The 12,590-nt window shown below is 50.6% G+C and carries 12 protein-coding genes; 2 read left to right on the forward strand and 10 right to left on the reverse strand.

Going from position 1 to position 12,590, the window contains the following annotated elements; translation table 11 throughout:
- Window positions 1-93: 93 nt before the first annotated feature.
- The 5 genes from yunB to ACQ76X_RS14430 form a co-directional block, all read right to left on the reverse strand.
- Entirely contained in the window at window positions 94-1,209 is a 1,116-nt protein-coding gene (gene yunB, locus ACQ76X_RS14410) for a sporulation protein YunB (protein ID WP_438494740.1), read from the reverse strand.
- Between the two features lie 141 nt (window positions 1,210-1,350).
- Window positions 1,351-1,962: a TVP38/TMEM64 family protein gene (locus ACQ76X_RS14415; protein WP_342437148.1), complete on the reverse strand. Its 612-nt coding sequence runs from the start codon at window positions 1,960-1,962 to the stop codon at window positions 1,351-1,353.
- Between the two features lie 238 nt (window positions 1,963-2,200).
- Window positions 2,201-3,061 (reverse strand): glycine betaine ABC transporter substrate-binding protein, encoded by an 861-nt coding sequence (locus ACQ76X_RS14420; RefSeq protein ID WP_438494742.1) that lies wholly within the window; start codon window positions 3,059-3,061, stop codon window positions 2,201-2,203.
- A 21-nt stretch (window positions 3,062-3,082) separates the two neighbouring features.
- Window positions 3,083-3,913, reverse strand: coding sequence for an ABC transporter permease (locus tag ACQ76X_RS14425; protein WP_076114225.1), 831 nt, complete (start codon window positions 3,911-3,913; stop codon window positions 3,083-3,085).
- Window positions 3,910-5,109 (reverse strand): quaternary amine ABC transporter ATP-binding protein, encoded by a 1,200-nt coding sequence (locus ACQ76X_RS14430; protein WP_038596243.1) that lies wholly within the window; start codon window positions 5,107-5,109, stop codon window positions 3,910-3,912. The genes ACQ76X_RS14425 and ACQ76X_RS14430 overlap by 4 nt, the downstream gene beginning before the upstream one ends.
- Before the next feature lie 254 nt (window positions 5,110-5,363).
- Between ACQ76X_RS14430 and ACQ76X_RS14435 the strand changes: the two genes are divergently transcribed.
- Together ACQ76X_RS14435 and ACQ76X_RS14440 are read left to right on the forward strand one after the other, a co-directional pair.
- Complete coding sequence (locus ACQ76X_RS14435) at window positions 5,364-5,921, forward strand: GbsR/MarR family transcriptional regulator (protein WP_438494745.1); 558 nt, start codon at window positions 5,364-5,366, stop codon at window positions 5,919-5,921.
- 289 nt (window positions 5,922-6,210) lie between these two features.
- Window positions 6,211-7,248: a LacI family DNA-binding transcriptional regulator gene (locus ACQ76X_RS14440; protein ID WP_438494861.1), complete on the forward strand. Its 1,038-nt coding sequence runs from the start codon at window positions 6,211-6,213 to the stop codon at window positions 7,246-7,248.
- Here the strand turns inward: ACQ76X_RS14440 and ACQ76X_RS14445 are convergent.
- From ACQ76X_RS14445 to ACQ76X_RS14465, 5 genes are all read right to left on the reverse strand, one after another.
- Window positions 7,230-7,391, reverse strand: coding sequence for a hypothetical protein (locus ACQ76X_RS14445; protein WP_156130956.1), 162 nt, complete (start codon window positions 7,389-7,391; stop codon window positions 7,230-7,232). The two genes, ACQ76X_RS14440 and ACQ76X_RS14445, sit on opposite strands and share 19 nt — an antisense overlap.
- 89 nt (window positions 7,392-7,480) lie before the next feature.
- Window positions 7,481-8,710, reverse strand: a complete 1,230-nt coding sequence (locus tag ACQ76X_RS14450; protein WP_438494747.1) for an MFS transporter — start codon at window positions 8,708-8,710, stop codon at window positions 7,481-7,483.
- Window positions 8,711-8,753: 43 nt separating this feature from the next.
- A complete protein-coding gene (locus ACQ76X_RS14455) occupies window positions 8,754-9,755 on the reverse strand; it encodes an ROK family protein (RefSeq protein WP_438494749.1) in 1,002 nt (333 codons plus the stop codon).
- 169 nt (window positions 9,756-9,924) lie between these two features.
- Window positions 9,925-10,935 (reverse strand): ketoacyl-ACP synthase III, encoded by a 1,011-nt coding sequence (locus ACQ76X_RS14460; RefSeq protein ID WP_438494751.1) that lies wholly within the window; start codon window positions 10,933-10,935, stop codon window positions 9,925-9,927.
- A 253-nt stretch (window positions 10,936-11,188) separates the two neighbouring features.
- Entirely contained in the window at window positions 11,189-12,586 is a 1,398-nt protein-coding gene (locus ACQ76X_RS14465) for a glycoside hydrolase family 28 protein (RefSeq protein ID WP_438494753.1), read from the reverse strand.
- Window positions 12,587-12,590 lie beyond the last annotated feature (4 nt).

The raw sequence follows: 12,590 nt of genomic DNA on the forward strand, positions 1-12,590 counted from the left end.
GCTACCTATAGTGTATGAACGCTACGCGGTGATATCCCTGTTCCATTGGCGGATTTTTCCGGATTCTCCCAAATTAAATCCAATTCACCTATACTATTCGCCGCCACCCTCAGTTTCCGCTCCGCCATTGCCTGCGTTTCCGGCATTGCCGGAAGTATTACTGCTCGCGGGCGGATCATTCGTGCTGCCGCTTTGCGGATCTTTGCTCTCGCCGCTTTCATCAGTATCCGAACCGCCCTCGCCAGTTCCGCTCTTCTCCCCGCTTGCCTGCGGAGCCGGAATGGCAATGCCCGGTGCGTTGTTTCCATTCTCACCGACTGGCTGGCCTTGATTATCGTAGTAGTACATCGGAACATCGCCGACAACCATCAGATAAGATACAGGAATTTCTGTATCCACTACCTGCGGCTCCATGTCGAACGGAATGACAACCGCAACCTCAGTGACAACATGAATGAAGACCTCAACCAGAATCATATTAATTCCGGCATTTTTTTGGCGGGTGTTCAGCTCTACTTTAACTGCGCCCTGAGGTTCGATCTTGATCGGCACATCCGGCCCGAAGGAAGCGATGAGCGGACTGCCCAGCGCCTGGCCGAGCGGGATACGCTCCGTCTGATTATGCAGCTCCTGCAGCGTGGACTGAATGACCTCCGCCGCCTGCGAGGTAATCCGCATATGCTCTCTATAATTGAGCATAAATCCCGATATTTTGCCTTCCTTATCCGTCTTCCAGTCAATCAGCGCTTCAGCATCTCCTGCATCGGCCACCTGTGAGGTAATCGCCTTATTGATCGACTCCGTAGCAATTTGCTTCACCCGGATTTGCGCCAAATGAATAATCGGCGGCTTCAAATGCTGCTCGATATAACGCAGCCCTTGAAGCACCGCCAATATCAGCAGCAGGCTCAGGATGATCCAGAAGCGGCCCCGTCTGCGCGGCTTTTGCGTCTTCTGGACGGAAACGGAAACCACCTTCTTCCGCTCTCCTCCGCCGGAGAAGCTGAACCTGCTCCCCCGTCTTTTTGGCGAGAACCGCGTTCCTTGTCCAGCGGCTCTGATTCCCGGCTTGGCCGGTTTCGCCTTAAACGCCGGGCTTCGCCCGGCCGGTCTTGGCATGCTGCCCAAGCTGAATTTCGGCAGCCGCACCCGCAGGCGCAGGCTTGGCATAACCGCCCTGCGGCTTCCCCATTTCTTTATTCTGCCCATGAGTCTAAGTCCCCCCTGCATCCCTGCGGTCAAGCCGCCGCCCCTTACTATAGGCTATTCGGGAAGAGGACAAAAAAGAAGAACGCCTCTCACGGTGCGAAGTACCGTGAGAAACGTTCATGTCCATGATTTCTAAAGCTATTACTCCATCCGGCTCCGCTTATCCTCCTGCAGATGGCCCCAATGCCGCCGGATAAAAATGCCCAGCAAAATAATAATAAAAACCGCATACCAGGCAAGAAATCCGTTCCATTCCTCCCTGGGGACAACCAGTGAAGAGCCGATCGTTCCGAACAGCCAGATGAAGGACAGATTGCCGAGCACCGTACCCCAAATATAAGCCGAGGCTTTGATCGGTGAGACCGCCGCCATGAAATTGATCACGTTGCTGGGAACAATCGGAATGGTGCGAAGCAGCACCAGCGTCCAGATGCCGTAGCGGTCTAAATAACGCTGCCACTTGTCATAGCGCTTCAGCTTGGATCTCCATTTCTCGTCGAACCAGCCATAGAGGTACCGCCGGAAGAGAAAATACACGAGTATGGCGCCTAAATTACAAGCCAGCCAGCTGACCAGCATGCCGCCGATCACATGAAATTCGGAGACATGCAGAACAATCAATATCGCCAGCGGAAAAAACCCGAACAAACTCTGCAGAATCGTGAGCGGAATCGTTGCTAACAGAATATACGGCCCGTTCAGCCCAAGACTTTGCAGCAGCCAATCAATCCAGCCGTTTATGACCTCCGTCATGGAGCCGTCCCCTTTCGTGACTCCTTTCAGCATCAGCTCCGCTGAGTCCTTATAAATCACTAATTCTTCAAGAAAAACACCCCTTATGGGGTGTTTGTTGATGATCCTGCTAAAGAATGTGTTATGGCGGGAACAATGTCCGGCTACAGGTTACAAAATTGTAGCCTTATATTGACCTAATCATAGCACACATCTTAACCCGCTGCAAAATGACTCTGCAGTAGCGGCACAGTTATTATTATTCTGCAGCAATCCAAGTATTCACTTTATCCTCATTCGCTTCAACCCAGCTCTTGGCAGCATCCTCAGGCGATTTCCCGGCTTGAATCTCCACCATAACCTGGGCCATTTCCTCAGGTGTCCATGTGAACTTATCGAGGAAGTTGTACACCTCCGGCATATCTTCCTTCAATCCTTTGCGTACCATAGTGTGAATCTGCTCTGCTCCGCCATATACGTTTTTGGGATCTTCCAGATATTTCAGATCCATATTGGCGAACATCCAGTGCGGCGTCCAGCCCGTTACTACAATCGGCTCATTATTGGTATATGCCTTCTCCAATTCTTGAACCATAGCGGCCGACGAGCTCTCGAGCAGCTTATAATCACTCAGTTTATAGTCAGTGAGCGCCTTTTCGGTGGCCATCATAATTCCTGCTCCGGGTTCAATCCCGACAACCCGGTTGTTCAGCGCTGCTGCCATTTCCGGATTGTTCAAATCCTCAATGGAGTTGATGTCCATATAAGTGGGAACAACAAGACCTGTCTTTGTTCCTTCCAGGTTGGCCCCGAGATCCTCTATATCTTTTCCATACTGCTCCAGATAGGAAGCATGGGTGCTCGGCAGCCATGCAGCTACCATTCCATCCGCACTTCCGTCCGCAATGCCGGCCCACATCGGTCCAGCATCAACCTGAAGCATTTCCACCTTCGCATCCAGCTTGGACTCCAGAACCTCTTTGACTACATACGTGCTGGCAATTTCCGAATCCCAGGCCACATATGCCAGCTTCACGGATTTTCCTTCACTTGATGAACAGCCGGCAATTGCAAGTACCAGCAACACCGTCAACAGCAATCCGAATCCTTTTTTCTTCATCTAAATAAAACACTCCCGTCATTATTGTTTAGGTTTAACCAGCTTCTGCGTCAAACGGTCAAGCAGGATCGCTATAATTACAATGGCAATCCCTGCTTCGAAGCCTGCGCCAGTCTTAGCCTGTGATACCGCCCGGTATACATAGGCCCCTACCCCTTGTGCGCCGATCATCGACGAAATGACGACCATCGACAGCGACAGCATAATCGTCTGATTAATACCGGCCATAATCGTAGGCATGGCAATCGGAAGCTGCAGCTTAAACAGCTTCTGGCTCGCCGTCGAACCGAACGCATCCGCAGCCTCTACGAGTTCCGGCGACACCTGGCGTATCCCCAGGTTCGTCAGACGGATCGTAGGTGGAATAGCAAATATAATAGAAGCAATGACTCCGGGAACTACACCAAGCGAGAAAAAGGATACCGCCGGCAACAGATACACAAACGCTGGCATCGTCTGCATAAAGTCCAGTATCGGAGTCACAATATTTTGAACAGTCTTACTCTGCGCGCAAAACACGCCAACCGGAACACCAATCAGCACAGCAAGCAGTGATGCAGTAAGCACAAGGGCCAGGGACTGCATAGAAGGATCCCATAAACCCAGATTGTCGATTAGCAGCAGCCCGATCACTGCGAATAAAGCCATCCGCCATTTGCCGATCCAGTAAGCCAAGGCGGCGATAATCACCGTGAGGACGATAGCCGGAAGGAAGGTTAAAGCCGCATCGATTCCGTCCACCATACCTCCAATAACCGCATGAATGAGATCAAAGAACGGCCCGAAATACGTAGTCAGCCAGTCCTCCAGCCATTCAATCCCCTTGCCTATAGGTAATTTAGGTAAATTCATGAACCGATGCCTCCTTCCGGTACCGCATTGCCTGCAAGGGCGGAAAGTACTGCCCCTTTAATCACAATGCCCTTTAGCTTATCCTCTTCATCCACAACCGCAACCGGCAGATGTGTCTCGGACATCAGCTCGAACAGGTCGTTCAGCAGCGTGTCCGGACGTACACGGGGAATTTCACGGACCATCACTTCAAGAATGCTTTTATTCTCCTTGAGTGCCTCCAGCGCTTTCTCTGCCGTAAGTACACCTTGCAGCTTCATTTCATTGCTCGCCACATAGAGACTGGATACGCCGCTGTCCCGCATCAGCTGAAGCGCAACACGCGGACCGCGTTCCGGCCGGATCATTTCCGGCTGACGCATCACATGCGCAGCTGTCAAGACTTTCGACAAGTCTACATCCTCCACAAACCGCTCCACATATTTGTTCGCAGGCTGAATAAGGATCTCTTCCGGAGTTCCGATCTGGACGATCACACCATCCTTCATCAAAGCAATCCGGTCACCGATCCGCAGGGCCTCGTCCAGGTCATGCGTAATGAATACGATCGTCTTCTTCACTCTTGCCTGCAGCTCCAGCAGCTCCTGCTGCATATCCTTGCGGATCAGCGGATCAAGCGCACTGAAGGCTTCATCCATCAGCAGGATATCCGGGTCATTGGCAAGACCGCGCGCAAGACCCACACGCTGCTGCATGCCTCCGCTCAATTGATCAGGGCGGTGGTTCTCCCAGCCTTTAAGGCCTACAAGCTCCAGTGCCTCCATGGCAAGCCGGGTTCTCTCTTTTTTCTCCACGCCCTGTACTTCAAGACCATATTCGGCATTGGCCAGCACCGTGCGGTGCGGAAACAATGCAAACTTCTGGAAGACCATGCCGATATTTTTACGCCGGAACCGGCGCAGCTCTTCGGGATTCATTTTGACCACATCATTGCCTTTAAAAAAGACCTGGCCCCCTGTGGGCTCAATCAGACGGTTCAATAAACGGACTAGCGTGGATTTGCCACTGCCTGACAAACCCATGATGACAAATATTTCTCCTTCTTCGATGCTGAATTCAGCCTTGTTGACACCAACCGTCAATTTGGCTTCACGGGCAATCTTCTCTTTAGACCAACCTTGTGCTAGTAATGGAAGTGCCCGTCCCGCATCATGACCGAATACTTTGGTAAGTTCTTTTACCTCTATAATTGCCATGGTGACCTCCTTCTTCCCCTTATATTTCACGTTTGTGCTCCTCAACAAGTGTAACGGAGTTGTGAAAAGCGACGCAAAGTGCATATTCGCTAAAAAATTAGTGTACAGTTTTAACTTTACACACTTTACGTATAGAATACTCTGTTTTACGCCATATTCCGTTCTGCATGAATTCTTTACTTATTGCAGCAGATTTGATTACAATACATTGGAGAGGTTTGCAGTTTATTAGCCTAATCCTCAGGAGGGACATCATGAACGATTTAGAAGGGCTTCCGCCCGAGCAAATAGAGAAAATCAGCAAGGTCCGCGAGCGGGTCATTGATTCCATTGGCAAAAACATGGATTTGTACGGAATCACCTTATCCATTGGGCATTTATACGGTTACATGTACTTTAATCAAGGCCCCGTAACGCTGGACGAGCTAAGCCGTACGATGGGAATGAGCAAAACATCCATGAGTACAGGAGTGCGCACCTTGCTTGACCTGAAGATGATCGACAAGGTGTGGGGAAAAGGAACCCGAAAGGATCTGTTCGAGGTCGTTCCCGACTGGCATCAGAATTTCAGTGACTATTTCTCAATTAAATGGAGAAAAGCCGTAGAGGGAAATATGTCCGCACTGGCTAAATCGCTTGCTGAAATCAAAGAAATAAAAAACGAGTATGCTGACAATCCCGAAATTGAGAAGCTCCTGAATAGAGATGAAGCAAAAATTGAAGAAGCCATTAAATACTACCGCTGGCTCCTGAAGCTGATTGAAGCCCTGGAAACCGGCAAGATATTCGACTTTATTCCCAAAGAAAAGTAAACACGGAGCGTGAGCTCCCTGCTGCTCCGCATAATAAATACGGCCATGGCCCCGCAAAGGGGCTATGGCCGTTTATTATTTACCATTTGCTGCGGATTTATAAATGAAAATTCAGGCCGAAATCGGTTTCGGAAATAACGGCTGCCGATTGACTTGTATCAACAAGTTTAATAGACTAGAAATAACTGATTTTTGCAACGGATAAAGTGTAAGCGATGGACCAAAACCGCAGTATATCAGTCTTTTCCCCGGAATTCATGATCAGTCGGAGGGTGGCTTTACCATGCAAATGAATATTAAAAAGATTGCCGAAATGGCAGGTGTCTCCGTCTCAACGGTTTCGAAAATCATGAATAATTACAGCGATGTTTCGGAAAAAACGAAACAGCGGGTGCTGGAGATTATCGAACAAACCGGATATTCCCCCTCGAATTCCGCGAAAACACTGGCCACCAAAAAATCGAGTCTGATCGGGGTCATTTTTGCCGGTGAATTTAATGTCGAATTTACCCATCCTTTTTTCATCGAGGTGCTGAACTCCTTCAAGAAACAGATGGGCGTGCTGGGGTATGATCTGATTTTTTTCTCCAACGAGAAATTTATCAGCAGCGGTGATTATTTCGCACGCTGCCAGCACTTTCATGTGGATGGCTGCGTGATCATCTCGGGGCAGAAGATGGAGCCCGCGATCCGCGACCTCGATATGAGCAGCATTCCCTGCATCGGCGTAGATTTGGAGCTTAAGGGTAAAAAATCCGGGTATGTGATGTCGGACAACTATCAAATCTCCTCCAAGGTTGTGGAGCATTTCTATCTGCTGGGCTACAGGGAGCTTGGCTTTATCGGCAGTACGGCGGATTCGGATATTTCCAACCGGCGGGAAGCAGGGTATATCAAGGCAATCGAAGATTTTGGTCTGGCGATGAATCCTACGTGGTTCGTGCATGGAGAGGATTTCTTTGAAGCTAGCGGTTATGCGGCCATGCAGACTCTCATCGAGAAAGGCAGCCTGCCGCAAGCGATCTTTGCCGCTTCCGATTTGCTGGCACTTGGGGCCATCCGCGCCTTGAAGGAGCACGGACTGCGCATCCCTGAGGATATCGCCATCATCGGCTGTGACGATATTGAGGCCTGCAAATACACCAGCCCTACGCTGACTACGATCCGCCAGAACAAAGAACGGCTTGGCATACTTGCGGCCCATATGCTGTTCGATCTTATTAACAATCAATCAGACGGCGGTTCGTTTGTTGTTGAACCGGCGCTAATCGTCCGCGAATCCTGCGGCAGCCGGTTGAATGCTAAGCCTCACCAATCCTCTTTATAAGCCCCGCGTTCGAAATCGTCCTTAAACTTTTTGTCCCTCTCTGCCGCATGTTTCTGCACCGAAGGAGAATTGACAATTTTACGGACGATCCAATACAACACTATAAGAAATACGATACCAAACAAGATTTCGATCACTAGCAATAGTCGTGCCTCCTTTGTCTTATAGATTAAAAGCTTGATCAGCTTTTGCCTATAAGAATATTCATACCGGCTGATCTCTTGTACCCGGTCTACGCTTCTGACCGGCTTCGTTTCAAGACCCGGTTCACCTGCTCTGAACTCAGCATCATCAATAGCAAAAACGCCAATACGATGGCCGGAAACAGGCTGATGCTAATTCCGGAAGCGATCAGACCAAACAATGGGGGCAGCAAGGTTGTTCCTGTATAGGCTACTGCCATCTGGTACCCCATTAATTGCGCGGAGTTCTCTTTGCCGAACCGGGCCGGTGTTTCATGAAGCAGCCCGGGATATATCGGCGCAAGCCCCAGTCCGATCAGGATGAGTCCAACGAGGGTCATAACATCAGGCAGCGGAAGCAGCAGCAATCCACCTAGGGCAGCTGTAAGCTGACCCGCCAGAATCAGCACCCGGTTGCTGATCTTCAGTGTCACAAATCCGGTAATCAATCTGCCGATTGTGATTCCGCCATAGTACATAGAAATCCAGGCTGCGGCTAATTCGGCTGACACCTCTCTTGCCCCTACTAAATAGCTGGCCCCCCATAACCCGACCGTGGATTCGACACCGCAATAAAACAAGAATGCGAGAAGCGAGAATTTAACGCCTTTGAGACGAGTGGGATGAACCTTCACTTTGGCAGGCGGGGAACTTAAGCCGGTGTTACTCCCCTCGAGCCCGTCAGACTGGGTTTCGTTCGAATTCACAACCTTTGCAGCATGATGCAGTTTCGCTACCCGCTTCCATAACGGAAGGGTAACAAGCAAAATGATTACCAGACCGAATTGGATGATTGAAACGGCCGAATAGCCTTCTCTCCACGAATTGTGGTTCGCAATATAATAGGACATGATCATCGGCCCCGCTGTCGCACCGACACCCCAAAAACAATGCAGCCAGCTCATGTGGTGGGCTTTGTAATTATCGGCTACATAATGGTTGAGCGCAGCATCTACCGCTCCGCCTCCAAGTCCCAGGGGAATGGCCAGAACCGCCAACCAAACCAGTGAAGGCGCGAAGGAAAAGCCCAGCAGCGCACCAGCGGTCATACAGCAGCTGATCAGGGTAATCGTCCCTGTGCCCAGCTTTTTAATGATGCTGCCGCTTACCAGACTTGAGACGATGGTTCCTCCGGCAATGATCATGGAAACGAGACCCGCCGATCCAAAGGGAGCGCCGATTTCCAGATGCAGCACCGGCCAGGCGGACCCCAGCAACGAATCGGGAATGCCCAAGCTGATAAATGAAAGATAGATAATGATTAGAAACCAAGTTGCCATAGTTATGTTTCTTCCTCTCTGTCATTTCCCGGATAACAGGGCATCAATTGCCCCAAATATCAGGCTCCAGCTGTTTTAAGGTTAGCCAGCGCATGCCTGCCTCAAAGTCTTCATGAAATGAATCGAGCAGAATGATGCTGGGCATGGAAGGCATTGCATGTTGAGTTCTGTACAATTCCCAAGCGCTGCCCCAGGTTTCCTCATCCATCAGGCTCTGGTAAATAACAATTTCATCCGGAGCAAGCACAACATTCACCGTATGAATAATCGTGCAGGCTGCCTCTATAAACACCTCAGTCTTGACCGGATTGTTCCAGTCCACCTCCACCGGAAGAAATTTAATTTCACCGGCCATGCCGTCCTTGCCCTTCACCACACTCCCGTTCAAATAAATCCCCATGCCGGGAGGATAGGACCTTGGAAAATATACACCAAGCACACATTGATTATCATCTTTCTCGTTTCGGGAACAGTACCCGCTGATCGCAGCATTCACATCGTTTTCCAATACAACCGGCAATCCAAATTGCTCCTGTATAACTTCGCTCAATCTTACGCCTTTCAGCTTTTCATGACTGCTTACTTTGATTTCCCCATTGACTGACTGGCCGGGAATACCGATCCCAATCACCTTGATGGTAGGGTGTTTCGACAAATATTGCTCAATCAATTCATAAAACCGTTCCAGATTGAACAGCGGTATGCCGTATTCTTCCCGCTGTATAATCTCATCCCCTATATTAATTACCATCACAACAACTACATCCGCACCCTGCTTCTCATTCATATGAATGACCAGCGCCAGGCTAAATCCGTAATTGTACCGGTAAGTAAGCGCAGGTCTGCCCCCATTGGATGGGACCGTTTCGTCTTCCGACAATTCACCGAGCAGAACCAATTCCTTGACCAGTGAATTAATAGTAACTACGCTTAGCTTGGTCAATGCTGCCAGCTGTGACTTAGATCCCGTTCCAATCTGCTTCATGGCCTGCCGCACAAGGTTGAGATTAATATCTTTGATTAAGTAACCGTTAGCCTTCTCCATATGCATCCTCCGACATATAATAAAGTCACTTAATAAACCCTATTTAATTAGTATGCAGCGAGTAGTCTGTCCTTGTCAAGACTATAAGGGCAAGTGGAGATCTGAACACAAATACATCATCTAGGCCATAAAAAAACCAGCCGCTTCCGGGGAAGACGGCTGGTTCCGGTTAAAGCTGCGCCGGAAGCTCGACCTGCGGGTCCAGCGCCAGCTTTAGGAGTTGACCGGCATGGGCCAGACCCGCGCCGAATCCGTACAATAGAATCTGCTGGCCATTCAGCACTTTGCCCTCGCGGACACCCAGGTCCAGGGCGAGCGGTATGCTTGCAGCCGACGTATTGCCGAAATATTCAAGGCTGTACAGAGCCTGCTCAAGAGGATAATCCAAGCGTTCACAAATGGGCTCGATCATCCGCAGGTTGGCGCTGTGCGGAATCAGCCAGTCCACTTGCACAAGCTCTGCCCCCGCATTTTTAAGCACCTGCTGGATGCCTTGGGGGACGGTTCTTACCGCCCAGCGGAAAACCTCCCGGCCATTTTGCACCAGCTTGCCTGGATTCATCAGTTCAATCCCGTTCACCTTATGCGACAGGCCCGTGCGGTACACATGATGTGCTCCGCCGCCGTCACTGCCCAGATGGAAGCCGAGGAAGTTGTCCTCCTGCTCATCGCTCTCCACAAGAACCGCCCCGGCCCCATCCCCAAAAAGGATACAGGTGCTGCGGTCGGTATAGTCCGTAATTTTGGACAGCGCATCTGCCCCAAGAACCAGAACCTTGCGGTGCAATCCTGATGCGACATAAGCGTGGGCTGTATGCAAGGCATAGACAAAACCTGCACAGGCGGCGCTCATATCGACAGCTCCGGCGGTAAGCGGAATCCCCAGACGGTGCTGAATTATGGATGCTACAGAAGGAAAAGAAAAGTCAGGCGTGCTGGTAGCCACAATAACCATATCCACGTCCCCGGCAGATTTGCCATAACGCTTCAGCAGATCCTGCGCGGCGGAAACACATAAATCACTGGTATATTCATCTTCACGGCTGATTCTCCGCTCGCGGATTCCGGTTCGCTGGACAATCCACTCATCGTTTGTCTCTACCATCTGTTCCAAATCGCTATTGGTCAGCCTCCGGACTGGCACATAAGATCCAATCGCTGTAATTTTCGCACCCGTCAATGAAATCACCTCTTTAATAGTATCTGGTCTTAGTACTTGGTACTAATTATATGCGATACCTGCCAATATTGCAAAGGAAAAAGCCGTAAAGTGAATATTTCCCTGGACTCGCCGAAGATCAAAAAAAAAGAACTATGGCCTAAACGGGCCACAGTTCCTAGTAAACATATTGAACAAAAGATAAACGGGTAAGCGGCAGCATAGCTTAGGTACAGCGCCGTAACATTCCGGTGTATGTTCTCAGCATGTGCAACTATGTGTTTGCCGGCTCTACTTCCACCTGCTCCACCAGCTTTTCCGGTTGGGCGGTGTTTCTTGAACGGCAGTTGATGATTTCAACCTCTTCACCATTCTCGATATAAAAGGCCGGGCCTTCATGATTCTCAACCGTCACCTGCTGGAACCGGACATCCCGTACATTCCCCAGAAAAAATCCGCGGTTGTTCATATCCTCAATGCCTGTCATCATGTCGGGCTGGCCGGGAACGGCATTCTTGGCCATTGAAATATCGACATTCGAAAAGGTAATCTCCGAAACATACTGCTCCGCCAGCCCATACAGGAAACCTGCAGCCGCATGGACACCCCGTGCGGTAATACTCTCAAAATGGATCCGTCTAAATGTTGGCGTTTCCGCCGTAACGGGATACGGATTTTTGTCCCAGACATATTTCTCTTTGCCGCGGGGCCCGCAGAAATAATACAGGTTAAGTGTAAAGGGGCAAATCACGTCCTCCATCACAATGTTGCTGACGCGAATATCCTCAATCGTCCCTCCGCGGCCCCGTCTGGACTTCATGCGAATGCCGCGGTCGGTCTGCTTGAACACGCAGTTGCTGATCGTCACATTGCGGATATCGCCGCTCATTTCACTGCCCAGCACCACCGCCCCATGGCCGTGAATCATCGTACAGTTGGTGATGGTTATATTTTCGCAGGGAATCCGCTCTTTCGTATCCTCGGTTCCCGCTTTGATTGCAATGCAGTCATCGCCTACATCAATATTGCAGTTGCTGATGCGCACACCCGAGCAGGATTCCGGATTAATGCCATCCGTATTCGGTGAATCTGCCGGGTTCAGGATCGAGATATTGTCGATCGTCACATTGCTGCAGCAGATCGGATTCACCGTCCAGCTCGGTGAGTTCAGCAGCGTTACATCCTTGATCGTAACCCGGCTGCAGTTGTTAAATCCGATCAGCGTTGGACGGGGATACTCCAGCGCCTCCGGGTGATTCCGGTGCTTGTTCCACCAGGGAGCGCCGTTGCCCTCCAGAGTTCCGCTTCCGGTAATGGATACATTCACTAGATCCTCCCCGTAAATGCAGGACGCATGCACTTGCCGTTTCACGCCTTCCCATCTGGATTCCACAGCCGGAAAGTCCCCGGGCTCGGTGCTGAATGACAGAACCGCCCCGGGGCTTAAGTGCAGCTCTATGTTGCTGCGCAGCAGTACCGCCCCTGTTCTGAATGTCCCCGCCGGGATAACTACCGTTCCGCCGCCGCCTCTGCTCGCTGCCGCAATGGCATCCGCAATAGCTCCCGTTGCCAGCACTGGACTATCCCGCAGCGCTCCGTAATCCGCAATGTTATACATGGGTCCCCTTCCTCTCGAGCAGCGCTCAAACCGCTGCAGAGCTTCCTGCTTCATCCTC

The sequence above is a fragment of the Paenibacillus sp. IHBB 3054 genome (genome assembly GCF_051594305.1).
GTDB lineage: Bacteria > Bacillota > Bacilli > Paenibacillales > Paenibacillaceae > Paenibacillus_AQ.

Bases quoted from the DNA above. Each gene is read 5' to 3' on its own strand.
- yunB (WP_438494740.1), bottom strand. From the start codon at position 1,209: ATGGGCAGAATAAAGAAATGGGGAAGCCGCAGGGCGGTTATGCCAAGC.
- ACQ76X_RS14415 (WP_342437148.1), bottom strand. From the start codon at position 1,962: ATGACGGAGGTCATAAACGGCTGGATTGATTGGCTGCTGCAAAGTCTT.
- ACQ76X_RS14420 (WP_438494742.1), bottom strand. From the start codon at position 3,061: ATGAAGAAAAAAGGATTCGGATTGCTGTTGACGGTGTTGCTGGTACTT.
- ACQ76X_RS14425 (WP_076114225.1), bottom strand. From the start codon at position 3,913: ATGAATTTACCTAAATTACCTATAGGCAAGGGGATTGAATGGCTGGAG.
- ACQ76X_RS14430 (WP_038596243.1), bottom strand. From the start codon at position 5,109: ATGGCAATTATAGAGGTAAAAGAACTTACCAAAGTATTCGGTCATGAT.
- ACQ76X_RS14435 (WP_438494745.1), top strand. From the start codon at position 5,364: ATGAACGATTTAGAAGGGCTTCCGCCCGAGCAAATAGAGAAAATCAGC.
- ACQ76X_RS14440 (WP_438494861.1), top strand. From the start codon at position 6,211: ATGAATATTAAAAAGATTGCCGAAATGGCAGGTGTCTCCGTCTCAACG.
- ACQ76X_RS14450 (WP_438494747.1), bottom strand. From the start codon at position 8,710: ATGGCAACTTGGTTTCTAATCATTATCTATCTTTCATTTATCAGCTTG.
- ACQ76X_RS14455 (WP_438494749.1), bottom strand. From the start codon at position 9,755: ATGGAGAAGGCTAACGGTTACTTAATCAAAGATATTAATCTCAACCTT.
- ACQ76X_RS14465 (WP_438494753.1), bottom strand. From the start codon at position 12,586: ATGAAGCAGGAAGCTCTGCAGCGGTTTGAGCGCTGCTCGAGAGGAAGG.